We start from the raw sequence: 25,952 nt of genomic DNA, 5'->3' as shown, positions 1-25,952 counted from the left end.
GAGCCAGGCCCCCAACCGGGTCGCGGTCCTTTTATGATCGGCCACTGCTCGTCCTTCCAGGCGGCAATGGCCTGTTCATCGCGTTCGGCCGCCCTGCGGGAGGGCGCCTGCCAGGACCATCCCGCCCGCCGCAGCAGGTACCAGATCCCGGCCGGGGTGTAGCCGACCCCGAATCGGCGGCGCACCACCTCGGCGATCCGGGACAACGTCCAGCACTGATCGTCCCACCCGTGCACGGCCGGTCCGGCCTCCAGCGCTGTCTCCAGCTCCGCCACCTGGTCCGGGTCGAGCCGGCAGACCTCCCCGCCCGGCCCCTTGGACAGCAGTCCTTCACGGCCGGCGGACTCAAAGGCGTGCCGCCACCGGTTGGCCGACATTCGCGACACCCGGAACTCCCGCGCCACCTGTGCGTCGGTGGCGCCTTCGGCGAACCGGTCGGCCGCCCGTAACCGCACCACTTCCCGCTTCACACGCTGCTCGGCGGTCAGCCCGCCACTGTCGGGATACCTCATCCCACCTGCATAACCCCGCAACCAGTCGCGGTCAGCTCTCCCAGACCACCACAAGCCCGTAACCCAAGCCCTTAACGCTCTCTAGTCGGATTGTGATGCGAGGTCTTCCGGACGGGCGATGTAAGTTCCTTTGGCTGGCAGGGTAACGACCAGCCCACGATCGCGCAGCTCCTCAATCGCACGTCGAACCGTCCCAAGCGCTACGCCATACTCTGCGGCCAAATCACGCTCTCCCGGAAGCCGCGTACCCGGCACCAGTTCGCCAGCCGCGATCCGTGCCGCGATGTGGTCGGCCACTCGTGCATAGACGTACATGGCGGGCCCGGGTGCGTCAGGGTCGTACGGCGGCACAGCACTCATGCAGATCACCCTAGAACGCCTCTGAGCTGCATAGACGTCCATGACGCGGCATGCCGCTATACACCGCTCTATATGGCGGTCTATGCTCTGCGGCGGGCGGTGACGAGCCCTTGGAAGGTCCGCACTTCCACCTGATCAGGCCCGTCGGCTTCTGGCGTCACCCAAGGTCGGCGGGCCGCCCGGCATGGTGACGCATGACCCCTGACATGCTCAAAGACCTCTATCCGGAATGGACGATCTGGGAGTTGGCAGGCATCTGGTACGCCACCGGTTCCTGTTCAACCCCGAACTGCGGATGCCGCCGCACGCTTCACAGCCAGACGGTCAACCGTCTCGCCGAGGTCCTCGCGGGCGGCACACATCCACGCGACGGAGAGGAGGACGGCATCAATGACAAGCACCCGATCTGACCAGGCGTCGAAGATCCCCGTCCCCTACGTCATCGCCTACTCCGACGAACTGGACACCTCGCCGATCAAGTTCGTGCGGAGCCCCATCGGCGGCCTACGACTCAGCTACGAGCATCCACATGAGGGCGATTGGCGGTACGGGGCCCTTCGTGCTCGCTCCGGGCAATCACGCGAGGGCCAACCCCAGTGGCGCAAGCTGAACACGCGCCGGCAGTGGGACTGCATGGAGAACCTTCTCTGCCAGGTGTGCGGAAACCCCGCTCAGGACCCCGCAACAGGCCGCGTCCCCTGGATCGTCACAGACGCCGTGTTCCGCCGAGTCGGCGCTACCGGAGGACTCGCAAGCGCACCCCCGACGTGCCTGAGCTGCATTCCGGTCGCGCTCTCTCTATGCCCCCATCTGCACGCATCGCCAGCGATCTACATGGTCGGTAATTCAAGACCCGCAAGTGTGCTCGCCGACATGTACACCCCGGACGCTGAAGGCCGCGCTTACTTCACCGGTGAACACAATGTGGAGCTCCCCCTGTGGGGCAGCACAAATCTGCCCTTCGCATTCGCTCACCAATTGGTCATGTTCATCAGCGAAATGACGCCAATGGCCATGACCCGCTAACCCTCCGGCGGGGCCGCTTCGAGGTCACCGCTCAAGCAGCCTCGCCGGAGCACCACGGGATCAATGATCATTCGTGATCTTCAACGCCGTGACGATCGTCTGAGCCGCCGCATCGACGTCCAACAGGTGCGTCTCAATGCAGATGTGGAACGTGTGCCCGTCGTCATGGGCCTGAAGATCGGCAAGAGTCTCGTCCCACGCGCGCAAGCGCTCAGAGGTGTCCGCATCGCCCCTCTGCCGAGAGCGCTGTTCACAGACCTCCCGGGGAACATGCAGCCGCACCCGGAACCAGGTGTCGGGATCGCTGGCACTGAGGGCCCGCAGATCAGAGATGTTCCCCATGTGGACAACGGGCGTCGCACCCGCCGCGAGCATGGCAGTGACGTCGGCCTGGTCGACGGCATAGACGTTCCCGTAACGGTGAGTCTCGACGGCTAATCGCCCCTCCTGACGTAACTCGTCGAGCTGCTCACGGCTGGCCGGCCGGTACCCCACCGACCGGCCACCCCCGACTTTGAGCTTCTTGAGGTACGTGAACCTCTCGTCGGCGTGCGAGAGCGCTGCCGTGATCGTGTCCTTGCCGCTCGTCGGGGGCCCGTACAGGATGATCGCCCGCAGCGTCATGGGAGAAGCCGGCGCAAGGTCTCGCGCGTACGGTCGGCGGTGGCTATCGCCATCCCATAGCGGTTGTCCACCGTGACATGAACACCCGGGGGACTGTTCTCCGTGTCGATGGAGTTCGCGTAGTCATCCCAGTTCTGAAGCTTCCAGGTGTCACGTGGAGCCGACCGGAATTCCATGTATTCGCGCATGGAATCCACATCGCACCGTACCCAGATAACGGCCACCTCGACGCCCTTAGCCGCGCACCGGTTCTCCAGCCGCTTCAACCATGCATCTTGCTTGAGTTCCGAGATGAACGGCGCTGAAAGAACCGTGGACACGCCACAGTCGAGATTGTCGTAAGCGGTCTCCATCAGGCACCGATACTCCAGCGGACGGACCTCGCTCAAATAGAGTTCTGAATGCCGGTCATTCGGATCGCCACCCAGCGAAACCAGTAGCCGTTCAGCGATTCCCCGCGTCATGGAATCCTTGTCCAGGAACGCCCACCCGGTGATATCGCTGAGAAACCGTGCGAACTCCGTCTTCCCCGATCCGGCATACCCGCCGACCAGGGTGAGCGTCTTCTTCTGCGACGCACCGATGACAAACCGCGAACCCCACGCGTCGAGTACCCGCGATTCGAGCACGGCCCGCATCGTCCCGTCACCCTCGCTCACCCCGCTCGCGATGCGCTCCAGGGCTTCCGTTATGGCTCGCGCGGCCTCCTTCTGGAACGCGGGCTCCGACACGATCCCCGGCACGTTCAGCACCGGCACCGGGCCGGTCACATCGGCGGGCTGGGCGCGGAACCCCAACGTGAACTCGTCGCTCTGGTAGAGCAGCGAGTACGCGCGCCGGTAGTGGACGTGCGGGAAGCTCTCCCCGCGTTCGTGCTTGCCGATGGTCTGGAAGTTCGCCGCAAGGTTCCAGTTGTGGACCTCTCCGATGTGGCGCAACTGCTCGCCGGCCGCTTCGAGCGTCAGCCCGGCGGCCTCGCGACGTTCCCGCAGCTTGGACGGCTGCCAACCAGCATGCTTGACCTGCATCCGTCGGTTCCTCCTGTAGGTCACCGCTACTTGGGGATGATCGGAAGTCCAGCGCGATACTACGGCCCGTCAATGGGGCAAGCCAGGGGAACGCCCAACTCGTCTAGTTCGCGTTTAGTCGATTAGTCGAGGCGTCTAGAAACCCGGCTAGGGATTAGTGATGGGGGTTTTCGCGGGATTTCGGTGAACTTGAGGCACGCCAGACAGAAGCGCTGGCGAACCTCAGGAGGTGATCCGAAATGACCTACGACCCCAAAGAATTGCAGGCCCGCGAATTCGTTTCTGGATTGCGCCGGCTGGCGTTTTTCCTCGAAAGGAACCGCGCGCTCCCCTCTCCGCTCAACGTCGACATGATCGTCTTCCCGCGTGGCGAGACCGACGAGGCCCGTTGCGCCGAGGTCACGCGGATCGGTGCCGCCCTCCGGAGCGAGGTCCACCACGACCACCACGAGAGCGGGCACTGCCGGACCAGCAAGAGTTTCGGCGGCGTCAGCTACACGGCCGTGGCCATCTCGTCCCGAGCGCGAGCACGACACGACGCCCTCATGTCCTACGACGGCTCGATCCACCCCACCGACGCGGATGCGCGGTGACGAGCCCGATGCGCATCCCCGGAACACACGGCCACCGATGCCGATGCGGCGGAATCGCCGATCTCGGTGCCGTCATCTGCCGCAAGTGCTTCGCCCGCTACCGCTGGCTCCGCCGCAAGGCCCCCCACACCGGAGAGGAGAACATCCCGTGTTCATGATCATCGCCTTCGGTGGCGCGATCGGCCTCATCGCCTCCGTGATCGCCGTACTCGGGATGTCCTCCGAGATCCGGCGCGAGGACCGCACCCGCGTCAGCATCCACCACACTCCCGACTCCGTGCCCTGCGCCATGACGCGACGGCTCTCGGGACTGCGCGTCCTCGACCCGCCGCCAGCCCACCTGAGGAGGAGGTGAATCCCCTTGGTGGTCTCCGTCTCCCTGGTGCTGCTGCTCGGTGCCGTCCTCCTGGTGGCACTCCGCTACACCCGACTCCGGCTCTGGCACGCGGCGGTGTGCGTGGCGTTCGGCTTCTGTCTCGGCAAATCCGTCTCGACGCCGGAGTTCCAGAACGTCATCACCACGCTCACCCGCGTCCTCAAGCTCCTCATCGGCTGATCGTCCGATGTCGTCTACGCTCCCGGGGCCCTGCGCCCCGGGAGGAAAGGGGGTGATCATCACGTCGACCACACGGCCCACCCGACAGAACGGCCTTCAGGAGGTCCGCAACCGCCTCGACTCCCTCACCCAGTTCGCCGAACAGCCCTCCGTACGCCCGTTGGTGTCTGCTCTCCTCACGACCCCGCAAGGGTTGGCGCTCGCCCGTATCCTCGCCGCCGTTCCCGTCCTGTGCGACGAGATCGAACGACTCCGCGCAGAACAGACCATGCTCCGACTCGACCACCACAACCTCATCGCCGCTGCGCTCGCCACTCTCGCCGCCGACCGTGAAGGCGAGCACGATCCGCTGTACTACGTGCGGGACGAACTGGCCGCTCAACGTGGCGAGGCTCCATGAGGGCCCGTCACCTGTCCCGTTCTCAGGTTCGCCGCATGCGCCGGTATGGCGTCGAGCCCATGATGATGATCGACGCGAACATGCAGTTCGGGCCGCTCGCCGTCGCGGTCATCTTCTGGTGGCTGTGGCGGAGACGGTCCGAACTGGGCCCGCTGGTGATCTCCGGATTGACCGTGCTCACGGGTGCCGTCATGCACGTCACCCACCCGGAATGGGCTCGCCCGATCATGGCCGGTACGGGCGTCGCCGTCGCCCTGGTCGCGATGTTCGGCGGTGCGGCGCTGCATCTGCGCGTCAGTGAACGCGTCTATTCGGCGCTCACCGTCGCCGGCGTCGGTAGCTGGATTGCCTTCTCCGCCGCGTACGGCCCGTTCAACCCGCCGATGCCCGCTCTCCTGGCGGTCGGAACTCTGGTTCTCGCGCTTCCGTGGTGGGTGCATCGCCGGCGCCGCGCCCGGGTGCGGGTTGAACGCACGCTGGCCGCGTGGCCGGAGATCTCCAACGCCATCGGCCTTGCCGGCTCCCGCGTGCAATCCGCATTTGTCGACCTGTGGGGATACCGCGCCCGCATTGGCCTCGCCCGAGGTCAGACCGTGGAACACGCACTGGGACGCGTCCCCGAGATCGAGTCCGCGTTGGGCACCCGCCGTGGTGCCGTGCGCATCCAACCGATCCCCGAGAAGGCCAACCGCATGGAAATCCGGGTGATCGAGACCGACCCGCACGCCGACTCCATCGGCTGGACCGGCCCATCTGTCACCTCGATCAACGACCCAATCGAACTGGGCGTCTTCGAGGACGGCACCCCGGTACGCGTCTCATTCCTGCGCCGGCACGGCCTGTTCGGCGGAGTCTCCGGATCGGGAAAGAGCGGCGGACAGAACGTCCTACTCGGCAACCTCACCGCGTGCACCGACACGATCGTGTGGGGCGTCGACCTCAAACGCGGCATGGAATTGCTCCCATGGGCGTCCTGCCTCGACCGCATCGCCACCACCCCGCGGGAAGCCGAAGCCCTGTTCCGCGACGCCGTCGCCATCCTCGACGGTCGCGCCGAAATGCTCGCCATGCAGGGACTACGCGTCTGGGAGCCCACTCCCGACGCGCCAGCACTCGTCATCGTCACCGACGAGTACGCCGAACTCTCCGACGAGGCCCCGAACGCGCTGGCGCATGCCGACTCGATCGCCCGACGTGGCCGCGCTCCCGCCGTCCAACTCGTGATCGCCACCCAACGCCCGTCACAGAAGACCATGGGCAACAGCGCCGTCCGCTCCCAGATGGACATCAGAGTCAGCTACCGCGTCCGCGAACGCCGTGACGTCGACCTGATTCTCGGACAGGGCATGCACAAAGCCGGCTGGCACGCCGACAAACTCGACGCCCCCGGCAAGTTCCTGGTCAGCTCACCCGACCACGACATTCCGCGCCGCGCACGCGGCTACCTCCTCGAAGACGAGACCGTTCAACGCGCCGCACTACGCCACGCCGACCGGCGACCCGCCCTCGACGAGATCTCGCACCAAGCACTCAACGACGTCCACCCGGACGAACCCCGCGAACAGCCCAACCGCAGAAACACCCAGGACGCCGACGAGGCTTTGATAGCCGCCCTCGACGATGCTCCCGACGAGGGTGTCGGGCTGGCCGATCTGTTGAAGGCGACCGGCATGAGTCGCGCCACGCTGTACCGCCGTCTGGCCCAACTCGAAGACGAGGGACGCGCCCGCCAGACCCGACGAGGCCGTTGGCGCGCGACTGGCAGTCATCACGATGCGTAATCGTCTCAACGTCTCAATGTCTCATCGTCTCGCGTGCGTCTGCACATAGGCGTGAGACGAACGCTGAGACAAACCCGTGAGACAAGCACACACCGTAACCAAGAGAGGTGATCGCCAGACGACAACCAGACACCCCGGGCGACGCCCGGGGGAGAGGAGGTGATCGATCATCCAGGCGTACACGGTCGAACAGGTCGCCGAGATCCTCAACATCGGACGCGACAAGGTCTATGCGCTTCTCCGCACGAAGCAACTCAACAGCATCAAGATCGGCAAGCTTCGCCGAATCACGGACCAGCACCTTGCCGACTTCGTGGCCTCACTCGAAGAGATGCAGTAGAAGCATGAAGCGGTATAGAGCAGTATGCAGCGCCATGCCGCTGTGCTACGTTGCGCTACAGACCCAGAACACGCCGACCGGACATCGGTCGGAAGGTCCCGAGGTCAGACGCCTTTTGGCAACTCCATCGGCAAGTCAGCGCTCACAACAGCGAGAGGAGGCATCCCATGTCGAGCGACCGGACGACGTTGCCGGCTGTACGGGTCGGAACCGCGTTCAAAGCGCGTCTCACCCGCTACGCCGAATCGCAAGAGCGCGACGTGTCATGGGTGATCCGGAAGGCGATCGAGGAGTACCTCACCCGCCACGAGGAGGCATCGCATGTCAAAGATCATGATCGGCACCTATGAAGGCACCATCTATCCGGAGGGGAACGGCTTCACCGGAGCCGTTTCCCTCGGGTTCGGCGCGGACGGCACGCGTCAGCGACTCAAGCGCAAGGGCAAGACGAAGACCGACGTGAAGAACAAGCTCATCGAGGCCGTCAAGGACTTGGAGCTTGGCATCAAGAGCCCCGAGCGCTACACGGTAGGCCAAGCCGTCACGGACTGGTTGGCCAGTGGGCTCAAGGACCAGAGCGCGAGAACCGTTGACACCCTCCGGAGGCTCGCGACCAAACACCTCATCCCGAAGATCGGCAAGGCCAAGCTCAAGACGCTCCGCGCCGACGACGTCGACAAGTGGTTAGAGGGACTCAAGGCCGTCTTGTCGACGAGCACGATTCACCGCGTCCACTCCATCCTGAAGCGCGCGATCCGGCACGCTGAGGTCAGAGACATGGTCGGCAGGAACGTCGCCGAACTGGTCACCGCTCCCAAGGGCAAGTCGGGCCGCCCGAGCAAGGCCCTGACGTTCGCTCAGGCAACGGCGGTGCTGCAAGCGGCCGAATCGTCGGGCCTGCACACCTACATCGTGCTCAGCCTCATGACCGGCGTCCGCACAGAAGAGGCCCGTGCGCTGCAATGGGATCACGTCGTGGCGTGGGTGAAGGGCGAAGGTTGGCAGCCCGTCACCGAAGTCGGGTTCGACCACCAGCGGTTCGCCATCTACGTGTGGCGGGCCGATCGCGTCGGGGGAGACACCAAGACCCCCACCTCACGCCGCACCCTCGAAGTCCCCACGCAAGTCGGGACCGCGCTGCGACGGCAGCACGCGAGACAGGCCAAACAGAAGCTCCGTGCCGGTGAGGCTTGGCAGGAACACGGCGTGGTGTTCTCCACCCGCACCGGAACCCCGAAGGACGCCGCCAACGTCCGCAAGTCGTTCCAGCGCATCACCGCGAGCGCCGGCCTCGACGGCACGTGGACCCCGCGCGAACTCCGGCACTCGTTCGTCTCGATCATGAGTGCCCATGGGGTCCGTATCGAGACGATCGCCGATCTCGTCGGCCACGCCGGCACCCGCGTCACGGAGTCGGTCTACCGTCTCCAGCTCAGCCCGGAGATCACGCAAGGCGCGGAAGCAATGAACGAGATCTTCGGTAGTCAGGAGAAGTCCGCCTGAGGTGGCTCCCGAATTGGCTCCCCGCGACCTTCTAAGATCGAAAAAGGGCCCCGGAGAATCTCCGGAACCCTTAGTGACCTGCGACTATCTGGTGGACGATACAGGGATTGAACCTGTGACCTCTTCCGTGTCAGGGAAGCGCTCTCCCGCTGAGCTAATCGTCCAAGCAAAACTGCCGAGCGGAAGACGGGATTCGAACCCGCGACCCTCACCTTGGCAAGGTGATGCTCTACCCCTGAGCCACTTCCGCGTGATCGCCTCGGGTTAACCTCCGCGACACCTGTCTTACTCTAGCGGACTTCACGAGGTTCTCGTGACGACCTGGAGGTGGAGACGGGATTTGAACCCGTGTAGACGGCTTTGCAGGCCGTTGCCTCGCCTCTCGGCCACTCCACCGAGCGGAAGACGGGATTCGAACCCGCGACCCTCACCTTGGCAAGGTGATGCTCTACCCCTGAGCCACTTCCGCATGATCTTCCGAGCCCCGCAGGGCTCGGCCTCACGAAGAAGACTTTAGCGTGTTTCCCGGGTGCTCGCGCGCACCTAGCGCGTGCCGCGCCCCGGCGAGAATCGCGCCGTACTGGATGGCCACCAGGTGAGCGATGGGTATCGTCTGGTCGGACATCTCGTTTTCCGCGTCCACACACCACTTCTCGTAGGTTTCCGTCAGGGCGCGGCAGCCCCTTCTGATGGCCGGCGTCCCGTTGCCGATGGCGAGTTCCCCTTCGAGGCCGCGCAGCAGCATCCCCCCGAAGCGCAGCCGGTAGCTGTGTACGAGATCACGGCACGAGGAGACCTCGGCGGCGGTCGCCGAGCGGGATGCGGACGGGGCCGTCGAGCGGTTCTCGTCGGTCGCGGCGATGCTGGCCAGCATCGGGATGAAGAAGCGCGAGGCCCGCAGGAAGGGGGAGGAGCTGATCAGGTCGGCGGTCACCCCGGTCAGCGTCTCTTCCAGGATGGTGGCGGTGTCGCGCAGGTGGACGGCCTGGGTGCGGATCAGTTCCCCGTACGAGATCGAGGTTTCCGAGGTGTCGCCGGCGGCCGGGTCGACCCAATAGGGGAGTTCGGCGGTCAGGCAGAGCGTGCCCCAGCGGGCCGCGTAGGTGTCGGAGGCGGCGCCGGTGATGACCTCCGTCGGGTCCTGGCCGAGCGCCTCCACGTAGTCGTAGGTCTCCTCCATGCGCGGGGTGAGGAAGATCGCGGGGGCGAGCTGGCCGATCGCGGGGTGTTCGGGTTCGCCGACGTGCAGGGGGAGGCCGAACATCGCGGGGAGTTCGGCGAGCACCGCCTGGAGTTCGGGTTCGGGGCGCGACAGGTAGTAGAAGACGCCGCCCAGTTCGCCGTTGTGGAGGGTGGTCAGGAAGGCCGGGCGGGTGCGGTCGATCAGGCGCATCAGAGCCAGGGTCTCCGGCAGGACGCGGTCGAAATAGGAGCGTTTGTAGGTGAAGGGAAAGGTCCATTCGACCTGTTCGTCACCTGCCGGGCGGTAGAAGTGCCGGCCGTAGTGGGCTTTGGTGTACGGGCCGGCGAACCAGCCCTCGTTCAGGCGGGTGCCGTCCGGGTCGAGACAGCCGACGATGTGCCAGCGGGCCCCATAGCGAACAAAAGGATCCTCGCAGAGCCTGGTGGCCAGGTGCATGACCGTCAGGCCGCCGATGGGCTCGTTCGGGTGCGGTCCGGCGGCGACCACGATGTCGCGGTCGCCGGTGCCGATGGTCAGGCACAGGAGGGGATCGCCCAGGCGGGAGGTGCCGATGCGGTCGATCGAGGCGAGGTCGCGATGGGCGGCGGCCAGGCCGGTCAGGTAGTCGTTGACCTCGTCGACGGTGGCGAACCGGTCGTACTCGGGGACGGTGCCGAGTTCACGCTTCAGTTCGTGAGCAAGCATCCCTTAAGCATGCACACGGACCATACCCCCTATAAAGACACAAAGACTGACAAATAAGGTTCAAGGCATGTCTCTCCTGTTCAGGAATGCCCAAGTTGGGGTTGGTGGGCCGCTCACCGCGTTCGCGATCTCGGCTGGGCGTGTCGTCGCCCCCGACAGCATCACCCCCGACGAAATCGTCGATCTCCAGGGTGCGATCGTGCTGCCCGGCCTCGTGGACGCCCACGTGCACTCCGTGCAGTGGGCCCAGAACCGCCGCCGCGCCGATCTGTCGGCCGCCACCTCCGCGGCGCACGCCGTCTCTCTCATTCTTTCTGCTGTACGACCTGGCGAGCCCACCATGGGCTTCGGCTTCCGCGACGCGTTCTGGTCCGACGAGATGCACAAGGACCTGCTGCCCGGCGAGCACCCGATCATCCTGGTCAGCAATGACCTCCACACGGCGTGGTTCAACCAGGCGGCCCTCGCTCTGATCGGGCGAGGCGATCACCCGACCGGGGTCCTGCTCGAAGGCGACTGCTTCCGCGGGCTGGCCGCGCTGCCGCCGCCTCCGGTCGAGCAGATGGACGCGTGGGTGGCCGAGGCCATGACGGCCGCGGCGGCGCGGGGCGTGACGGGGATCATCGATTTCGAGTACGCCGACAACGTGAGCGACTGGCAGCGCCGCCGGACCGACGTGCGGGTGGCCTGTTCCATTCCCCGGGACCGATTGGAGGAGGCGATCGCGCGCGGGCTGCGTACCGGACAGGAAATCGGTGAGTTCCTCCAGGTCGGGCCGGTCAAGATGTTCGTGGACGGGTCTCTCAACACCCGGACCGCCTACTGCGCCGACCCCTATCCCGGCACGACCTCCCGAGGCCTGCTGGAGCTCCCGCCGGCGGAACTGGCCGGGGTGATGGCGCGGGCGAGTCAGCACGGGATCCATCCCGCCGTGCACGCCATCGGCGACGACGCGGTCACGATCGCCCTCGACGCCTTCCACGCTCTCGGCTGCCCGGGACGCATCGAGCACGCGCAGCTCGTCTCCCGGAAGGACTTCCCCCGATTCGCCCTGCCGGGTCTCGTCGCCGGTGTGCAGCCTGCCCACCAGCCCGACGACCGTGAGGTCGCCGACGCGCAGTGGCCGGGGCGGACCGACCGTGCCTACGCCTTCGCCGACCTGCTGGCCGCGGGGGGCACGATCGAGATCGGCTCCGACGCGCCGGTGTCGCCCCTCGACCCGTGGGACGGCATCGCCTCCGCCGTCACCCGGACCGACGACGACCGGCCGGCCTGGCATCCCGAGCAGGCCATTCCCTTGGAGATCGCGCTCGCGGCGGCTGCTGGAGGTCGGCTGACGATCAGCCACGGTGAAACGGCCGACCTCGTCATCGTGGGCGACATGTCTGATCTGCGGCATCCGGAGATCCTTGGAACGCTGCTCGCCGGGAGATGGACGTACAGAAACGGAGTTTGATGCCCGATTCCGGGCAGGATTCTTGGTATTCCCGGTTTCTCCTCCGTAAGGTCCATCTCTGTGCCGTACGACGACCTCATCGCCCACCTCATGCGGACGACCTCGCTCGGTCCGGGTGAGGCGGCGAGGGTGGTCGCCGACGTGCTCAGCTATTTCGGCGAGACCACCGATGCCTATGTCAGGCGTAGGCATGCCGAAATGCGGGCACGCGGGCTCGGCAACGACGAGATCTTCCGCCGGGTGGCCCTGGAGCTGCCCGCGCGCCGGGTCGCGGCACCGGAGCTGTCGCAGCGCCAGCTCCGCCGGATCATCTACGGAGGGTGAACTACATGTGCGGAATCGTGGCCTACGTCGGGTCGAAGGACGCCGCGCCCATTCTGCTGGAGGGGCTCCAGAGGCTCGAATATCGCGGCTACGACTCCGCGGGCGTCGCCGTCGTCGCGTCGAAGGCGCTCAAGACCCGCAAGGTCAAGGGCCGCGTGGCCGACCTCGCGGCCGTGATGCCGGCCCGATTCAAAGGCGCCACCGGCATCGGCCACACCCGCTGGGCCACCCACGGCGTGCCGAGCGACCTCAACGCCCACCCCCACCTGTCGACCGACGAGCGCATCGCGGTCGTCCACAACGGCATCATCGAGAACGCCGACGCGCTGCGGCAACGCCTCGAAGGTGAGGGCGTCAAGTTCCTCAGCGAGACCGACACCGAGGTCCTCGCCCACCTGATCAGCCGCGCCGTCGAGGAGACCGACTCGCTTGAGGACGCCGTCCGGCGGGCCCTGAAGAGCATCGTCGGCACGTACGGCATCGCCGTCGTCGACGCGCACCGCCCCGGCGAGGTCGTGGTGGCCCGGCTGGGCAGCCCGATCGTGCTGGGCATCGGCGAGAAGGAGATGTTCGCCGCCTCCGACGTGGCCGCGCTGGTCCGGTACACGCGTCAGGTCGTCCACCTGGAGGACGGCGAGCTGGCCGTCCTGAAGGCCGACGGCTTCAACACCTTCGGCGGCGACGCCCGCGAGACCGCCAAAGAGCCGCTGACCGTCGACTGGGAGACCGCCAACTACGACACCGGCGGCTACGAGCACTACCTGCTCAAGGAGATCTCCGAGCAGCCCGACACGATCGCCCGCACGCTGCGCGGCCGCATCGACGACCGGTTCCACATCGCCCACCTGGGCGGCCTGAACATGGACGCGCGCGAGACCCGCTCGTTCCGCCGCGTCAAGATCATCGGCTGCGGCTCGGCCTACTACTCCGGCCAGATCGGCGCCCAGCTCATCGAGGAACTGGCCCGCATCCCCGCCGACGCCGAACCCGCCTCCGAGTTCCGCTACCGCAGCCCCGTCGTCGAGGCCGACACCCTCTATGTGGCCATCAGCCAGTCGGGCGAGACCTACGACACCCTGGCGGCCGTGCAGGAACTCAAGCGCAAGGGCGGCCGCGTCCTCGGCATCGTGAACACGGTCGGCTCGGCCATCGCCCGCGAGTGCGACGGCGGCGTCTACCTCCACGCGGGCCCCGAGGTCTCGGTCGCCTCGACGAAGGCGTTCACCTCCACGGCCGCGGCCTTCGCCCTCCTGGCCCTGCACCTCGGCCGCGTTCGCGACCTGTCACCCGCCGACGGGCGACGCATCTGCGACGGCCTGCGCGCGCTCCCCGACCAGATCAAGGAGATCCTCACCCAGGAGGAGCACATCCGGGCCCTCGCCCACAAATACGCGGCGTCGCCCGGGATGATGTTCATCGGCCGGGTGCGCGGCTACCCGGTGGCCCGTGAGGGCGCGCAGAAACTCAAAGAGGTCTCCTACGTCCACGCGGAGGCCTACCCGGCGAGCGAGCTCAAGCACGGCCCGCTGGCCCTGATCGGACCGGACATGCCGACGGTCGCGGTCGTGCCCGACGACGAGATGCTCGACAAGAACCTCACGACCCTGGGCGAGATCCGCGCCCGCAGCGGCCGCATCCTCATGATCGGCCACCGCCAGTCCGACCAGGCTGACGACTGCATCGTCGTCCCCAAGAACCAGAACGAACTCGACCCGATCCTGCTGTCGATCCCCTTGCAACTGTTCGCCTACCACGCGGCGGTGGCCCTGGGCCGCGACGTCGACAAGCCCCGCAACCTCGCCAAGAGCGTGACGGTGGAGTGACCACGTAGGAATGCCCTGACCACTCGAGAAGTGGTCAGGGCATATTCTTCCGATACGGGCGGATCATCAGTTAGGTCGCCGGCGCCGACCGAGCCACCATCTTCGGCGCGGCGAAGGGTCGCGAACGCCGTCCTTGAGGCGGGCCAGCTCCTCCATGGTCCTGATCGACGCGTCCCGCAGGTGCGGCTCTCCGGTGGTTGCGTACAGCTCCTGCTGGCCTTCGGCTGCGAGGGCCAGCAGCGTGCTGCGGTCGGACAGGGGCAGCTGGTCGATCGCGCTGAGCAGGCCCTCGATGTCGCCCATCACCAGGGAGCGCAGGTACGCGCCCGTGACCGAGTCGGGAGGGAAGGTCGCGATCGCGTCACGGAGGGACGTGAGGTCCTTGGCCATGAACGCGGGGATCATGGCCAGGAGCGGTTCGTTGTCCGCCGCCGTGGCGATACGCCGGTCCTTGCCCTCTGCAAGGGCGCTGAGGTTGTTGATCAGCATGATCGCATGGGGGTCGCCGAGTTCCTCCGCGCGATTTCGGGCGGCGGCCAGGTCGGCGAGGTCTTTGGTCTGGCAGTAGGTGAGGAGCAGTTCGGAGAACGCGGGGTCCACCCTCCCATTCTGGATCACAAGTGGACGATCATCCCTTCCTTCGGTTCCGCCACAGCCGCGCGGGGCCGCAGGGTCGTCACGATCACCAGCGACAGCACCGAGAAGCCCGCCGCCGTCAGGAACGTCGCCTCAAGGCCCACCGACGAGTACACCGTCACCAGGACCGCCAGCCCCAGCGATCCGCCGATCTGCTGCATCGCCTGGAGCAGGCCCGACGCCGCGCCGGCGTCCTCGCCCGGGACCCCGTTGATGATCCGCATGCTCATGACGACCAGCGCCCCCGCGATGCCCACGCCCATGATGACCAGCGGGACGAAGATGCCGGGGAAGTAGGACGTCGTCGCGTCGAGCTTCGACAGCCACACGTGGCCGGCCGGGATCAGCAGCATGCCGGCGACCGCCGCCGTCTGCGGTTTCACCACGCGCAGGATGCGGCCCGCGAGCTGCGAGACCGTCAGGATGGTCAGCGCCAGCGGCAGGAAGGCGAGGCCCGCCTGCAGGGGTGAGTAGCCGAGCTGGAGCTGGACGAACTGGGTCAGGAAGAAGAACATGCCGATCATCGCGGCCGGGATCAGCAGCATCGTCGCGTAACCGGCCACGCGGGAGCGCTCGGCGAGCAGGTGCAGCGGCAGCACCGGCTGCGACGCGCGTCGTTCGACCAGGACGAACAGGGACAGCAGCAGCGAACCGCCGATCAGCGAGACGAGGGCCCACCCGTCGTTCCAGCCCTGTTCGGAGGCGCGCACCAGGCCGTACACGAGACTGGAAGAACCTGTCGTGGCGGTCACGGCTCCGGCCAGGTCGAAGCGGCCGGGGACGCGGGCGGTCTCGCGGACGAACAGCGGGGTCAGGGCGAGGATCGCCAGGCCGATCGGCACGTTCACGAACATGACCCAGCGCCACGACACGAGGTCGGTCAGCACACCGCCCGCGAGCAGCCCGATCGCGGCCCCCGCCGCACCGACCGAGGTGAACACGGCGATGGCCCGGTTGCGGAGCGGGCCCTCAGGGAAGTTGCCGGTGATCAACGCCATGCCCGCCGGGCCCGCCAGAGCGCCGCCGACGCCCTGCAGCACGCGGGAGGCGATCATGGCCTCGGGGCCGGGGGCGAAGCCGCCCAGCAGGGAGGCCAGGGTGAAGATCAGGACTCCGGCCATCAGGGCGCGGCGGCGGCCGAGGATGTCGCCGGCCCGGCCGCCGAGCAGGAGCAGGCCGCCGAAGGCCAGCATGTACGCGTTCATCACCCACGACAGGCCTCCCGGACTGAAGCCGAGTTCCTCCTGGATGCCGGGGAGGGCGACGGTCACGATCGTGCCGTCCAGGATCAGCATGAGCTGGGAGAGGGCGACGACGAACAGCGTGATGCGCTGGCGAGGGTTCATGGGGAGGCCCTTCGGGCGATAAAATAATCGGAGGCCGACTCCGGTAAATATACGGAGGCTGCCTCCGCTTATGCAAGGGAGTTGCCGTGAGGGCTGATGCGCGCCGCAATTACGACCGTCTGCTGACCGAGGCCGGCGCGGCGTTCGCGGAGAAGGGCACCGAGGCGTCGCTCGAAGACATCGCCAGGTCCGCTGGGGTCGGCGTCGGCACGCTCTACCGGCACTTCCCGACCCGGCAGGACCTGATCCTGGCTGTGCTCCGCGACGGCTTCGAGGCGATGGCGACCTTCGCGCGCGAGCTCGACGTCGACGATCCGGGGCTCGCGCTGCGGCAGTGGCTGCTGGCCCAGCTCCGTCACATCACCACCACCCGGGGGCTCACCGCCGAGCTGGCCGTGGCGATCAACAACCCCGAATCTCCGCTGTGGGGATCGTGCGAGGTCATCTTCTCCGTCGGCACCGAACTGCTCGGGCGCGCCCAGAAGGCCGGAGTGGTGCGGGCCGACCTGACCCAGGCCGACGTGTCGTCGGTCGTCCAGGGCATCGCGTGGTCGTGCGAGAGCGACCCGGTCCGGCAGGAGCGGCTGCTCGATCTCTTCCTCGAGGGCGTGCTGCTGTAAGTTTCAGGCTCTCGCGCAGGTCGGCGCCTTTTCCTTAAGGCTTCGATAGGCCGCTTCACCGAGCCGACTTAGCGTCCGTGACATGAGACGCATCGCCCTTGTGGCGGCGTTGCTCGGCGGTTTCGTGCTCTTCGGCGTCACCCCCGCGCAGGCCGCGCCCGTCATCTGCGAGAAGTACGGTGCCACCACCGTCCAGTCCGGTCGCTACGTCGTGATCAACAACGTCTGGGGCGCGAGCACCTCCCAGTGCATCGACGTCAACCAGGCGGGTGGCTTCACCATCCAGTCGGCCAATCACAACAACGCCACCAACGGTGCTCCGGCGTCCTACCCGACGATCTACGCGGGCTGCCACTACGCCAACTGCTCGACCGGCAGCAACCTGCCCATGCAGGCCTCCTCCTCGGCGTTCGGCAACGTCCGGACCAGCGTCAGCATGAGCTATCCGTCGAGCGGCACGTGGGACGCCGCCTACGACATCTGGTTCGACCCGACGCCCCGCACCGACGGCCAGAACACCGGCGCCGAGGTCATGATCTGGCTCAACCGCCAGGGTTCCATACAGCCGATCGGCAGCCAGGTCGGGACGGTGAGCCTGGCCGGGGGGACCTGGCAGGTCTGGTTCGGCAACATCGGCTGGAACGTGATCTCGTACGTCCGCACGTCCGCGACCTCCTCGATGGACTTCGCCGTGAACACCTTCTACAGCGACGCGGTCTCCCGCGGCTACGCGCAGCGGTCGTGGTACCTGACCAGCGTCCAGGCCGGGTTCGAACCGTGGATCGGCGGCGCGGGGCTGACGGTGAACAACTTCACCTACTCGACCGGCGGGGGCAACAACCAGGACACCACCGCCCCCAGCGCGCCCTCGAACCTGAACGGCGGCAGCACGACGTCGAGCTCGACGAACCTCTCGTGGAGCGCCTCGTCCGACAACGTCGGCGTCTCGGGCTACCGGATCTTCCGCCGCCAGGGGTCCAGCGGGTCGTTCACCCAGGTCGGGACCTCGACGTCGACCTCGTTCAGCGCGACCGGGCTGAGCGGCTCGACCGCGTACCAGTTCTACGTGGTCGCCTACGACGCCGCCGGGAACGTCTCCTCCCAGTCGAACACGGCTTCGGTGACGACGACCACGGGAGGGGGGCAGACCGGAAGCTGCACCGTCCGGTTCGACCAGTGGGGCGGCGGCTATGTCGCCCAGTTCACGCTGACCGGCCCGGCCTCGAACTGGTCGCTGCCCTTCACCCTGCCGTCCGGCCACCAGATCACGTCGAGCTGGAGTTCCCAGGTCACGGTCAGCGGGTCGAGTGTGACGATCCGCGGCATGGGCTACAACGCCAGCCTGAGCTCGGGCCAGAGCACCAACTTCGGCTTCCAGGCCACCCGGTCGGGCAGCAGCGGAGTGCCGTCGATCTCGGGCTGCACCCAGGTTTGACCTGGAGCGCACTCCAGGGTTCAAGGTTGGGGACCATGACCTCCCTCGTGCTCGGGGCCATGAATTTCGGCACCCTGACTGACGAAAGCACCTCGTTCGCGTTGCTCGACCGGTTCGTCGACGCCGGTGGCACGGTGATCGACACCGCGAACTGCTACGCGTTCTGGAACGACCCCGGCGGTCGGGGCGGCCAGAGCGAGCGGCTCCTGGGCCGCTGGCTGGCCGCCCGTCCGGGCCTGCGTGACCGGCTCACCCTGGCGACCAAGGCCGGGGCCGAGCCGGTGGGCCCGGGTGAGTGGCCCGCCAACCGCGAGGGCCTGTCGGCGCGGGCCCTCAAGGAGGCGCTGCACCTGAGCCTCGACCGCCTCGGGATCGACCACGTCGACCTCTTCTGGACCCACATGGAAGACCGGTCGGTCCCTCTCGAGGAGACGGCCGACGCGCTGTCGGGCCTGGTCGCCGATGGCCTGACCGGTCGCGTCGGCGTCTCGAACCACCCCACGTGGCGGGTCGAGCGCGCCCGCGCCCTGGGCGCGCCCTATTCGGCGCTGCAGTTGCGCTACTCGTACACGACCCCGAGACCGTGGACCCGGGTGGAGGGCGTCAACCACCGATTCGCCTGGGTGACCGACGAGACCCTCGACTACGTGGCCTCGGAAGGCCTCGACCTGTGGGCCTACACGCCCCTGGTTTCCGGTTCCTATGTACGACCTGAGCGCCCCTTCCCCGAGGCCTACGACCACCCCGGGAACACCCGGAAGCTCGCCGCGCTTTCACAGGTGGCCGACGGCCTCGGGGCGACCCGGAACCAGGTCGTGCTGGCCTGGCTGCTCGCGAACGGGGTCAGCCCGATCATCGGCCCCTCCACGATTGCCCAGCTGGACGAACTGCTGGCCCTCCCTCGGCTCTCCCCCGGGGACCTGGCCGTGCTGGACGTCTAGCCGGGATCGCGGTGCGTGACGAACCACCACGCGCCCGCGATGAGGGCGCCCGCGAGTCCGGCTGTGATCGCGGCCTCCACCGCGCCGAGCGTGGCGGGGGCCCAGCCGAACTCGCGGGTGGCCCGGTTGCGCAGCCCCTCGGCGATGAGCTGGCAGGCGGCGACGCCGAAGAACGCCGAGCCCATCGCGACCGTGGTCCGCCGGGTGACGGCGCTCCAGAACGTGCCGAGGGCGACCGCGAAGAGCGTCCAGGTGAAGGGGAGCAGGCCGGTCAGCTCGTGGGGGAGTGTCCGCAGCGACCACCAGATCAGGCCGGTGACCAGCCCCGTCGTGGCCAGCCCCAGGACGGCGGCGGTGATGACCTGGGGGGCGAGCCACCGGCTGCGGGTGACGCTCTGGGTCCAGGCGAACTGGTGGGTGCCGCGTTCGTACTCCCGCGACAGCAGCGGCGCGCCCAGGAACACGCCCATGACCAGCGGGAGGTAGGCGAACAGGCTCGCCGAGATGCCGCGGATGCCCGGATAGAGGCGTTCGGCGGTGACGAACCCGGCCCACAGGACGACCACGAGGGCCATGCTGATCATGCGGATGCGGTGCTGTCGTATCGCGAGCCAGGTCACAGCGCCACCGGCCTCGGGGCGAGCACCGCGTCGGGCGTGCGCAGGTAGCCGAGCACCATGTCCTCCAGGGAGAGTTCGCGTGCGGTCCAGCGGGGGTCGTGGATCGGGCCGCGCACCCTCGCCAGCAGGGTGGTCTGCCGTTCCGTCTCGCTGCTGCCGACGACGTCATAGGTTCCGGCGGGAGCCGTACCGGAAGGACCCACCAGCAACCGGTGTTCCGACACCAGCTCCTCGATGTCCCCCGCGACCTGCACCCTTCCCTGCGAGACCAGGATCAGGTGGTCACAGACCTCGGCCAGCTCGGCGACGACGTGCGAGGAGAGCAGCACTGTCAGCCCCCGCTCGGCGACGGCGGACATGAGCCCCTCCATGACCTCGTGCCGGGCGAGCGGATCGAGGTTGGCCAGAGGCTCGTCGAGCACGATGAGATCGGCCCTCTTGGCGACGGCCAGCGTGATGGCCACCTGAGCCCGCTGGCCCCCAGACAGCTGACGGACCTTCTTGGCCTGGGGGATGCCCAGATCGTCGAGCCGCTTGCGCGCGCCCGGCGTGTCGAACCGGGGGTTCAGCCCGGCCCCGGCCCTGATCGTCTCGGCGACGGTGAGCTCGGGATAGAGCGGCTTGTCCTGCGCGACGAACGCGACCCTCGGCAGGTTCGCGCCGCGCGGGGGCCGCCCGAACACCCTGACGTCACCCTCATCGGCCCGCCGCAGCCCGACGGCGAGCCGCATCAACGACGACTTACCGGCACCGTTGGGCCCGACCAGAGCGGCCACCCGCCCTTGCGGCACGCTGGCGAAACACCCACGAAGGGCCCAGGTCCGGCCATACCGAAGCCCGGCATTGGTCACCTCAAGAGCAGGAACCGAACTGGGATGTACGTCGCCGGCAACGAAATCCTGATTCATGCGCCGGCCTCCACGGCTGGTTGGTGATGGCGTAACGAAATTTCGGTATATGAGCCGTTGACGGTCATGCCGTGGCCTCCTCCGTCAATCCGCCGGACAGGGCCGACTCCACCAGGGCCCGGATGTCCTCAGGTCCCAGCCCCGCGGCCCGCGCCTCCCGCACCCACGACACCAGCCCCCGTTCCAGAGCGGGGTCGCGCGGCCGGCCCAGCGACCGCTGCACGAACGTCCCCAGCCCCGGCCGGGGCTCCACCAGCCCTCGGGACTCCAGCTCCCGATAGGCCCGCAGCACCGTGTTCGGGTTGATGGCCAGCCGCCCCACCACCTCGGCCGCCGTCGGCAGCCGGTCGCCGGGGCCCAGGCGCCCGAGCCGCATGGCCTGCTCCACCTGCTGAACGATCTGCATGTACGTCGCCACGCCCGACCTCTTGTCGAGCGAGAACTCGATCAATCCGCTCACCTCATTCCACTAATGCATTAGTTAATCGACGAAGCTCGGCCGGCGTCAACCCAGACCCCGCCTATGTAACGCCAAGTAATCAGACATATGCTCATCGTGTAACCGAAGGGAGGGCGGAGTGCGGCGTCGGGAGTTCCTCCTGTGGGGAGCCGGGCTTGCCGCATTGGCCGCCGGCTGCGGGGCAGACCCACGTCCTCTGGGCGTGCCGCTCTCCCTGGTCGTCCCGGCCACCGTGGGCGGCAAGGACGACCGCTTCGCCCACGAGCTCAGAACGGTGGTCCGGCGACGCGGCCTCGCCCACGCCGTCAACGTCACCACCTGCGAAGGCGACAAGGCCACGATCAGAGGCTTCGCCCGGGGCAAGGGCCACGGCAGACTGCTCGTAGCCGGGCCGGCCCTGGTCAACACGGTCGGCACCGTCCCGCTCGCCCGGATGGCCGGGGAATGGTCGGTGGTCGTCGCCCCGATGGGCGGCAAACTCCGCGACTTCGACGGCCTCGCCGCCACCCTGCGCGGGAACACCGCCTCGATCCTGATGGGCGGCCGTACCTACGGCGGCCCCGACCACGTCCTGTGCGGCCTCATCGCGAAAGGCCTCGGCGCCGACGCGAGACTGGTCGACTACGCCGCCTTCCCCGGCAAGGAAGGCCTCCTCGGCGCCCTCCTCGACGGCCGCATCGCCGCCGGCGTCGGCGGGCTCGCCCAGCTCGCACCGCAGATCCGCGCGGGCCGCATCAGAGCGCTGGCCGTCTCCGCCCCCGAGCGTCTGCCGGAGGTCGACGCGCCGACCCTGATGGAATCGGGTGTACGCCACATCCACGCCGACTGGCGCGGCCTACTGGCCCCCGGCAGCCTGCGCGAGGAAGACCGCGCCCACCTGCTCGACATCTGCCGAGGCGTCAGCGCCTCAGCCGAATGGTCGGCCTCCTGCCGCCGCCACCGCTGGGCCCCGCTCTACCTCGACGGCCCGGATTTCCACGACTGGCTGGGCGTCGAATCCACCCGCTCCCGGGACATCCTGACCGACCTGGGCATCAGGCAATAATCTGACAAAATGCTAGAAATGTGATGATCTCGTCCAGTGACGGACGCATGGAACTGGATCTCCCTCGCCATCGCCGTGCTCGCCGCCCTCATCGCGGTTGAGCTGGTCAGACGCATCCTGCGCTCGAGGCTCATCGGGGAACGCTGGGCTCTGGCCGGGCCGTTGGTCCGGCGCTGCACGTGGCCCGGGTTCGTGACCGCCGCTCTCGCGACCGCCACCGCTGTTTACGACCGGGGCCTCATCTCGCCGGGCGCCGAAGGCTGGGTCGGGCATCTCGCCACGATCGCGTTGATCTTCTCGGTCACCTGGCTCGTGATTCAGGCCGCCTACGCGGTGACGGATGTCGTACTGGAACGGCTGGTCCTGGTCGAAGGGGCCGCCAACCGGCGGGCGCGGCGGATCAGGACGCAGATCGCGCTCGTCAGACGGGTCTGCGCCGCCGTTGTCATCGTGGTCGCTCTCGGGGCCATGCTGTTCACGTTCCCGCAGGTCAGGGCGCTCGGCGCTGGGCTGCTCGCGTCGGCGGGGATCGCGGGGGTGCTGGTCGGCATCGCGGCCCAGTCGACCCTCGGCAACCTGCTGGCGGGGTTACAGCTCGCCTTCTCCGACGCCATAAGGCTGGACGACGTCGTGGTGGTGCAGGGGGAGTGGGGGCGGGTCGAGGAACTGACCCTCACCTACGTGTCGCTGCGGCTCTGGGACGAGCGGCGGCTGATGCTGCCCGTCTCCCATTTCGCCAACAATCCGTTCGAGAACTGGACCCGGCACGAGAGCCGGATCCTCGCCACCGTCTTCCTCCGCGTTGACTGGGCGGTGCCGATCGCCGAGCTGCGGGCCGAGCTGCACCGGGCGATCAAGGAGAACCCGCTTTGGGACCAGAAGGACTGGACCCTTCAGGTCACGGACGTGCTGCCCAACGGTCTGGTCGAGGTGCGCGCGCTCATGTCGGCCGCCGACTCGGCGAGCGCCTGGGACCTGCGATGTGACGTAAGGGAACACCTGGTGACCTGGATCCGGGAGAACCATCCCGAGAGCCTCCCCAGGGTCCGGATCACAGAAGCCTGATCGTCGAGCCGATCTGCTCGAACAGGCTCTCCATGCCCGCCAGGTCGGTCGTCAGCGTCACCACGCAGGTGGTGCCCTTGGGGGAGGGGATGTAGTACTGGGTGCCCTGAGACTGGGCGCCGTACATCTCCGCGGTGTAGCGGATGCGCACGCCGTGAACCGTTCCCAGCGTCACCGGGCCCGCGTCGACGATCTTCGCGTCGTAGGAGGCGATCTCCTTGCTCGCCACCGCGATCAGCGCGTCGTCGGAGGCGCCCACGCTCGGCCGGCACAGGCCGCTTAAGTTGGTGACGAGGCCAGCTGCGGACTTCTTCTCGCTGGTGGGATCGACGGCGTAGACGGCCTTCGCGGACATGAGGGCCGCGATCCCCTTCTTGGCCCTCTCGAGTGCCGTGCCGGTCAGGCCCGTGGCGGTCATCTGGGCCTCGCCGTCGGGCTTCGAGAAGTCGGCGCTCTTCCAGACGGTCGGTACGCCGATCGAGACGCCGTTCGCGATCCCGCCGATGCGGTGGAAACCGTTCGGCACCTCCGTGCCCGGGATGGGCTTCGGCTCCTCCTCGGTGCAGGCCGTCAGTAGGAGCAGCGCCATGAGGGCGACGAGGGCTGGACGCACGCCCCGAGCCTAACGCGAACCGTCGGGAAGGCCTGCTCGCAAATCCGGAAATAGGCATAAACCGGATGTGAAGTGGTAGGTCTCCCTAGAGGTGGGGAGATGGCTGCAAATCCCGTGATCCGGTTCCGGCGCTGGCTTGGCCTCGATCGGAACCCGCTGCGCCGCCCGTGTGACCGCGCCGAGGCGACGGTCCGCCGGTTGGCCGTCCTTGTCACGTTCGCCGCCGTGGTGTGCGGGCTGATGCTGGGCATGAAGGCCTACGGCGAGGGTGTCCGGACAGAACAACAACAGGCCCACGCCCGGCACGCCACCGAGGCGACACTGCTGGGCGACGCCCGCATGCACACGACCGTCAACGCCCCGGCCACCGCGACCGTCCCGGCCGGCTGGCAGGGCCTCGACGGCCGGAGCCACGAAGGCTTGATCCAGGCCCCGGTCCTGGCGCTAAAAGGCCAGAAGGTCACGATCTACACCGACGCGCAGGGCCAGGTGGTCCCGCGCCCACGCGACCGCGAGACCACCGTCGTCGCCGCGCTGACCGTGGCCACCGGCATCCCGCTCGGTGCCATCGTCGGAACGTGCGCCCTGCTGGGAATGACCCGGATGCTGGTGTGGCGCCGGGTCCGCCGCGAATGGGCCGACGCCTGGACCGTCGTCGAACCCACGTGGCGAATCAACGGGCGCTAGCGGGCTGGTGGTCATCAACGGAGCCAATGACGTCGAACGGGCGCTACCGTCATGGCCGACCTTGAAGTTCAAAGGTCGGCCATGACTCACGTCAACGGTCGATGATCTCGTTCTTGCCGATCACCACGACGCCGTCGTCGGTGACCTCGAAGCGCTGACGGTCCTCTTCGAGGTCGAACCCGATGCGGGCCCCGTCAGGAATGACGACGTTCTTGTCGACGATGGCCCGGCGCACGATGGCGCCCCGCCCGACCTTCACGTTCCCCATCAGCACCGAGTCCTCGACCTGCGCGTGACTGTGCAGGATGACCCCGGGCGACAGCACCGAACGCAGCGCCAAACCCCCGGAGATGATCACACCCGCCGACACCAGCGAGTCGATCGCGCGCCCGACGCGGTCGCCGTCGTTGTGGACGAACTTGGCCGGCGGCAGCGGGTCGTGGCCCGTGTAGATCGGCCAGCGGTCGTTGTACAGGTTGAAGACCGGGTGGGGCGAGATCAGGTCCATGTGGGCGTCGTAGTAGGCGTCCAGGGTTCCCACGTCGCGCCAGTAGCCGCGGTCCCGCTCGGTCGAGCCGGGGACGATGTTGTTCTTGAAGTCGTACACCTCGGCGCTGCCCGCTTTGACCATCATCGGGATGATGTTGCCGCCCAGGTCGTGCTTGCTGTTGGGGTCCAGGGCGTCTTCGCGGACGGCCTCGATCATGGCCTGGGTCCTGAAGACGTAGTTGCCCATCGAGGCGTAGATCTCGCCGGGGGCGTCGGGCAGGCCGACGGCGTCCTTCGGCTTCTCGCGGAACGCGGTGATGCGGCGGCCGGTCGGGTCGGTCTCGATCACGCCGAACTGGTCCGACAGCCCAAGCGGCTGGCGGATCGCGGCCACCGTCACGTCGGCGCCCGAGTCGATGTGCTGCTCCACCATCTGGCGCGGGTCCATGCGGTAGATGTGGTCGGCGCCGAACACGATCACGTGGTCGGGCAGCTCGTCGTAGACCAGGTTCAGGTTCTGGAGGAGGGCGTCGGCCGATCCGGAGAACCAGTGGGGGCCCAGGCGCTGCTGGGCGGGCACCGGCGTCACGTAGTTGCCGAGCATCGCCGACAGGCGCCAGGTCCGCGAGATGTGCCGGTCCAGGCTGTGGTTCTTGTACTGGGTCAAGACCACGATCTGCAAATAATGCCCGTTGGCCAGGTTCGACAGGACGAAGTCGATCAGCCGATAGATGCCGCCGAACGGCACCGCCGGTTTGGCCCGGTCCGCAGTCAGCGGCATCAGCCGCTTACCTTCACCACCGGCGAGCACAATTGCCATGACCCTCATGAGGCAGACCTTAACCCGTCAAAAGGGTCGCAAACACTAGGCTG

The 25,952-nt window shown here is 67.6% G+C and carries 30 protein-coding genes and 4 tRNA genes; 18 read left to right on the top strand and 16 right to left on the bottom strand.

The window, feature by feature from the left end:
* Together AW272_RS35395 and AW272_RS41330 are read right to left on the bottom strand one after the other, a co-directional pair.
* Positions 1-512, bottom strand: a 512-nt coding sequence (locus tag AW272_RS35395; RefSeq protein WP_066374349.1) for a winged helix-turn-helix domain-containing protein, incomplete at its 3' end; no start/stop codon positions are given.
* Positions 513-593: 81 nt separating this feature from the next.
* The gene (locus AW272_RS41330; protein ID WP_369408806.1) at positions 594-827 is read right to left on the bottom strand and encodes a winged helix-turn-helix domain-containing protein; all 234 of its coding nucleotides are present in this window, start codon (positions 825-827) and stop codon (positions 594-596) included.
* 251 nt (positions 828-1,078) lie between these two features.
* Here AW272_RS41330 and AW272_RS35390 point away from each other — a divergent pair, with 251 nt between their 5' ends.
* A complete protein-coding gene (locus AW272_RS35390) occupies positions 1,079-1,282 on the top strand; it encodes a hypothetical protein (protein WP_157519083.1) in 204 nt (67 codons plus the stop codon).
* A gap of 676 nt (positions 1,283-1,958) precedes the next feature.
* On the opposite strand, the gene AW272_RS35385 is transcribed toward AW272_RS35390, so the two are convergent.
* On the bottom strand, positions 1,959-2,522 hold the full coding sequence (locus tag AW272_RS35385; RefSeq protein WP_066374345.1) for a hypothetical protein: 564 nt from the start codon (positions 2,520-2,522) through the stop codon (positions 1,959-1,961).
* Positions 2,519-3,550 carry a P-loop nucleotide/nucleoside kinase family protein gene (locus AW272_RS35380; RefSeq protein ID WP_066374343.1) on the bottom strand — a complete coding sequence of 344 codons (1,032 nt, stop codon included), beginning with the start codon at positions 3,548-3,550 and terminating at the stop codon, positions 2,519-2,521. Before AW272_RS35380 ends, AW272_RS35385 begins: the two co-directional genes overlap by 4 nt.
* 239 nt (positions 3,551-3,789) lie before the next feature.
* Between AW272_RS35380 and AW272_RS35375 the strand changes: the two genes are divergently transcribed.
* From AW272_RS35375 to AW272_RS35350, 8 genes are all read left to right on the top strand, one after another.
* A complete protein-coding gene (locus AW272_RS35375) occupies positions 3,790-4,143 on the top strand; it encodes a hypothetical protein (RefSeq protein WP_066374339.1) in 354 nt (117 codons plus the stop codon).
* A gap of 148 nt (positions 4,144-4,291) precedes the next feature.
* Positions 4,292-4,498: a hypothetical protein gene (locus AW272_RS35370; RefSeq protein WP_066374337.1), complete on the top strand. Its 207-nt coding sequence runs from the start codon at positions 4,292-4,294 to the stop codon at positions 4,496-4,498.
* 6 nt (positions 4,499-4,504) lie between these two features.
* A complete protein-coding gene (locus tag AW272_RS35365) occupies positions 4,505-4,699 on the top strand; it encodes a hypothetical protein (protein ID WP_218011162.1) in 195 nt (64 codons plus the stop codon).
* A gap of 52 nt (positions 4,700-4,751) precedes the next feature.
* Positions 4,752-5,099 (top strand): hypothetical protein, encoded by a 348-nt coding sequence (locus tag AW272_RS35360; RefSeq protein WP_066374333.1) that lies wholly within the window; start codon positions 4,752-4,754, stop codon positions 5,097-5,099.
* A gap of 35 nt (positions 5,100-5,134) precedes the next feature.
* Complete coding sequence (locus tag AW272_RS35355) at positions 5,135-6,880, top strand: helix-turn-helix domain-containing protein (RefSeq protein ID WP_245657886.1); 1,746 nt, start codon at positions 5,135-5,137, stop codon at positions 6,878-6,880.
* 166 nt (positions 6,881-7,046) lie between these two features.
* On the top strand, positions 7,047-7,220 hold the full coding sequence (locus tag AW272_RS46145; protein ID WP_083959030.1) for a helix-turn-helix domain-containing protein: 174 nt from the start codon (positions 7,047-7,049) through the stop codon (positions 7,218-7,220).
* A 167-nt stretch (positions 7,221-7,387) separates the two neighbouring features.
* Positions 7,388-7,570, top strand: coding sequence for a CopG family ribbon-helix-helix protein (locus AW272_RS42755; RefSeq protein WP_157519081.1), 183 nt, complete (start codon positions 7,388-7,390; stop codon positions 7,568-7,570).
* Complete coding sequence (locus AW272_RS35350; protein ID WP_066374330.1) at positions 7,542-8,723, top strand: site-specific integrase; 1,182 nt, start codon at positions 7,542-7,544, stop codon at positions 8,721-8,723. The genes AW272_RS42755 and AW272_RS35350 overlap by 29 nt, the downstream gene beginning before the upstream one ends.
* Before the next feature lie 89 nt (positions 8,724-8,812).
* On the opposite strand, the gene AW272_RS35345 is transcribed toward AW272_RS35350, so the two are convergent.
* The 5 genes from AW272_RS35345 to AW272_RS35325 all read right to left on the bottom strand — a co-directional run bounded on the left by AW272_RS35345 (position 8,813) and on the right by AW272_RS35325 (position 10,611).
* Positions 8,813-8,887: transfer RNA gene (locus tag AW272_RS35345), tRNA-Val, on the bottom strand.
* Between the two features lie 14 nt (positions 8,888-8,901).
* Positions 8,902-8,973 (bottom strand) — tRNA-Gly (locus AW272_RS35340).
* A gap of 72 nt (positions 8,974-9,045) precedes the next feature.
* Positions 9,046-9,119, bottom strand: a tRNA-Cys gene (locus tag AW272_RS35335).
* Between the two features lies 1 nt (position 9,120).
* Positions 9,121-9,192, bottom strand: a tRNA-Gly gene (locus AW272_RS35330).
* 30 nt (positions 9,193-9,222) lie between these two features.
* On the bottom strand, positions 9,223-10,611 hold the full coding sequence (locus AW272_RS35325; RefSeq protein ID WP_066374328.1) for a M14 family zinc carboxypeptidase: 1,389 nt from the start codon (positions 10,609-10,611) through the stop codon (positions 9,223-9,225).
* 67 nt (positions 10,612-10,678) lie between these two features.
* Between AW272_RS35325 and AW272_RS35320 the strand changes: the two genes are divergently transcribed.
* Genes AW272_RS35320 through glmS form a run of 3 tightly spaced genes read left to right on the top strand, consistent with a single transcriptional unit; the run spans position 10,679 to position 14,214 of the window.
* The gene (locus AW272_RS35320) at positions 10,679-12,067 is read left to right on the top strand and encodes an amidohydrolase (protein ID WP_066374327.1); all 1,389 of its coding nucleotides are present in this window, start codon (positions 10,679-10,681) and stop codon (positions 12,065-12,067) included.
* Positions 12,068-12,127: 60 nt separating this feature from the next.
* Positions 12,128-12,391, top strand: coding sequence for a hypothetical protein (locus tag AW272_RS35315; protein ID WP_245657885.1), 264 nt, complete (start codon positions 12,128-12,130; stop codon positions 12,389-12,391).
* Between the two features lie 5 nt (positions 12,392-12,396).
* On the top strand, positions 12,397-14,214 hold the full coding sequence (gene glmS / locus AW272_RS35310) for a glutamine--fructose-6-phosphate transaminase (isomerizing) (protein ID WP_066374367.1): 1,818 nt from the start codon (positions 12,397-12,399) through the stop codon (positions 14,212-14,214).
* 66 nt (positions 14,215-14,280) lie between these two features.
* Here glmS and AW272_RS35305 read toward each other — a convergent pair whose 3' ends face one another.
* Positions 14,281-14,814 (bottom strand): hypothetical protein, encoded by a 534-nt coding sequence (locus AW272_RS35305; RefSeq protein ID WP_066374326.1) that lies wholly within the window; start codon positions 14,812-14,814, stop codon positions 14,281-14,283.
* Positions 14,815-14,828: 14 nt separating this feature from the next.
* Positions 14,829-16,196, bottom strand: a complete 1,368-nt coding sequence (locus AW272_RS35300) for an MFS transporter (RefSeq protein ID WP_066374325.1) — start codon at positions 16,194-16,196, stop codon at positions 14,829-14,831.
* Between the two features lie 86 nt (positions 16,197-16,282).
* Between AW272_RS35300 and AW272_RS35295 the strand changes: the two genes are divergently transcribed.
* From AW272_RS35295 to AW272_RS35285, 3 genes are all read left to right on the top strand, one after another.
* Positions 16,283-16,816, top strand: coding sequence for a TetR/AcrR family transcriptional regulator (locus AW272_RS35295; protein ID WP_083959026.1), 534 nt, complete (start codon positions 16,283-16,285; stop codon positions 16,814-16,816).
* 82 nt (positions 16,817-16,898) lie between these two features.
* Positions 16,899-18,251: a glycoside hydrolase family 12 protein gene (locus tag AW272_RS35290; RefSeq protein ID WP_066374323.1), complete on the top strand. Its 1,353-nt coding sequence runs from the start codon at positions 16,899-16,901 to the stop codon at positions 18,249-18,251.
* Positions 18,252-18,286: 35 nt separating this feature from the next.
* Entirely contained in the window at positions 18,287-19,192 is a 906-nt protein-coding gene (locus AW272_RS35285; RefSeq protein WP_066374319.1) for an aldo/keto reductase, read from the top strand.
* On the opposite strand, the gene AW272_RS35280 is transcribed toward AW272_RS35285, so the two are convergent.
* The 3 genes from AW272_RS35280 to AW272_RS35270 all read right to left on the bottom strand — a co-directional run bounded on the left by AW272_RS35280 (position 19,189) and on the right by AW272_RS35270 (position 21,180).
* Positions 19,189-19,812, bottom strand: a complete 624-nt coding sequence (locus AW272_RS35280) for an ABC-2 membrane transporter-related protein (RefSeq protein WP_066374318.1) — start codon at positions 19,810-19,812, stop codon at positions 19,189-19,191. The genes AW272_RS35285 and AW272_RS35280 overlap by 4 nt on opposite strands.
* Complete coding sequence (locus AW272_RS35275) at positions 19,809-20,603, bottom strand: ABC transporter ATP-binding protein (RefSeq protein ID WP_245657884.1); 795 nt, start codon at positions 20,601-20,603, stop codon at positions 19,809-19,811. Before AW272_RS35275 ends, AW272_RS35280 begins: the two co-directional genes overlap by 4 nt.
* A gap of 181 nt (positions 20,604-20,784) precedes the next feature.
* Positions 20,785-21,180, bottom strand: coding sequence for a GntR family transcriptional regulator (locus AW272_RS35270; RefSeq protein WP_369408805.1), 396 nt, complete (start codon positions 21,178-21,180; stop codon positions 20,785-20,787).
* A 118-nt stretch (positions 21,181-21,298) separates the two neighbouring features.
* On the opposite strand from AW272_RS35270, the gene AW272_RS35265 reads away from it, so the two are divergent.
* Positions 21,299-22,225, top strand: a complete 927-nt coding sequence (locus AW272_RS35265; RefSeq protein WP_157519079.1) for a Bug family tripartite tricarboxylate transporter substrate binding protein — start codon at positions 21,299-21,301, stop codon at positions 22,223-22,225.
* Positions 22,226-22,261: 36 nt separating this feature from the next.
* On the top strand, positions 22,262-23,290 hold the full coding sequence (locus AW272_RS35260) for a mechanosensitive ion channel family protein (protein WP_083959025.1): 1,029 nt from the start codon (positions 22,262-22,264) through the stop codon (positions 23,288-23,290).
* Here AW272_RS35260 and AW272_RS35255 read toward each other — a convergent pair.
* Positions 23,277-23,903, bottom strand: coding sequence for a hypothetical protein (locus AW272_RS35255; RefSeq protein WP_157519077.1), 627 nt, complete (start codon positions 23,901-23,903; stop codon positions 23,277-23,279). The genes AW272_RS35260 and AW272_RS35255 overlap by 14 nt on opposite strands.
* A gap of 99 nt (positions 23,904-24,002) precedes the next feature.
* On the opposite strand from AW272_RS35255, the gene AW272_RS35250 reads away from it, so the two are divergent.
* Positions 24,003-24,590, top strand: coding sequence for an Rv1733c family protein (locus AW272_RS35250; RefSeq protein WP_157519075.1), 588 nt, complete (start codon positions 24,003-24,005; stop codon positions 24,588-24,590).
* Positions 24,591-24,681: 91 nt separating this feature from the next.
* Here the strand turns inward: AW272_RS35250 and glgC are convergent, their stop codons facing one another.
* Positions 24,682-25,899, bottom strand: a complete 1,218-nt coding sequence (gene glgC, locus AW272_RS35245; RefSeq protein ID WP_245657883.1) for a glucose-1-phosphate adenylyltransferase — start codon at positions 25,897-25,899, stop codon at positions 24,682-24,684.
* Positions 25,900-25,952 lie beyond the last annotated feature (53 nt).

It is taken from the genome of Herbidospora mongoliensis (assembly GCF_001570545.1).
GTDB lineage: Bacteria > Actinomycetota > Actinomycetes > Streptosporangiales > Streptosporangiaceae > Herbidospora > Herbidospora mongoliensis.
This window is presented reverse-complemented; position numbering and strand designations above follow the sequence as displayed.

Excerpts from the sequence above, each read along its gene's own strand:
- AW272_RS35375 (WP_066374339.1), top strand. The coding sequence starts at position 3,790 with ATGACCTACGACCCCAAAGAATTGCAGGCCCGCGAATTCGTTTCTGGA.
- AW272_RS35390 (WP_157519083.1), top strand. The coding sequence starts at position 1,079 with ATGCTCAAAGACCTCTATCCGGAATGGACGATCTGGGAGTTGGCAGGC.
- glgC (WP_245657883.1), bottom strand. The coding sequence starts at position 25,899 with ATGGCAATTGTGCTCGCCGGTGGTGAAGGTAAGCGGCTGATGCCGCTG.
- AW272_RS35325 (WP_066374328.1), bottom strand. The coding sequence starts at position 10,611 with ATGCTTGCTCACGAACTGAAGCGTGAACTCGGCACCGTCCCCGAGTAC.
- AW272_RS35300 (WP_066374325.1), bottom strand. The coding sequence starts at position 16,196 with ATGAACCCTCGCCAGCGCATCACGCTGTTCGTCGTCGCCCTCTCCCAG.
- AW272_RS35290 (WP_066374323.1), top strand. The coding sequence starts at position 16,899 with ATGAGACGCATCGCCCTTGTGGCGGCGTTGCTCGGCGGTTTCGTGCTC.
- AW272_RS35285 (WP_066374319.1), top strand. The coding sequence starts at position 18,287 with ATGACCTCCCTCGTGCTCGGGGCCATGAATTTCGGCACCCTGACTGAC.
- AW272_RS41330 (WP_369408806.1), bottom strand. The coding sequence starts at position 827 with ATGTACGTCTATGCACGAGTGGCCGACCACATCGCGGCACGGATCGCG.
- AW272_RS35350 (WP_066374330.1), top strand. The coding sequence starts at position 7,542 with ATGTCAAAGATCATGATCGGCACCTATGAAGGCACCATCTATCCGGAG.
- AW272_RS35380 (WP_066374343.1), bottom strand. The coding sequence starts at position 3,550 with ATGCAGGTCAAGCATGCTGGTTGGCAGCCGTCCAAGCTGCGGGAACGT.
- AW272_RS42755 (WP_157519081.1), top strand. The coding sequence starts at position 7,388 with ATGTCGAGCGACCGGACGACGTTGCCGGCTGTACGGGTCGGAACCGCG.
- AW272_RS35355 (WP_245657886.1), top strand. The coding sequence starts at position 5,135 with ATGCGCCGGTATGGCGTCGAGCCCATGATGATGATCGACGCGAACATG.
- AW272_RS35385 (WP_066374345.1), bottom strand. The coding sequence starts at position 2,522 with ATGACGCTGCGGGCGATCATCCTGTACGGGCCCCCGACGAGCGGCAAG.
- glmS (WP_066374367.1), top strand. The coding sequence starts at position 12,397 with ATGTGCGGAATCGTGGCCTACGTCGGGTCGAAGGACGCCGCGCCCATT.
- AW272_RS35320 (WP_066374327.1), top strand. The coding sequence starts at position 10,679 with ATGTCTCTCCTGTTCAGGAATGCCCAAGTTGGGGTTGGTGGGCCGCTC.
- AW272_RS35250 (WP_157519075.1), top strand. The coding sequence starts at position 24,003 with ATGGCTGCAAATCCCGTGATCCGGTTCCGGCGCTGGCTTGGCCTCGAT.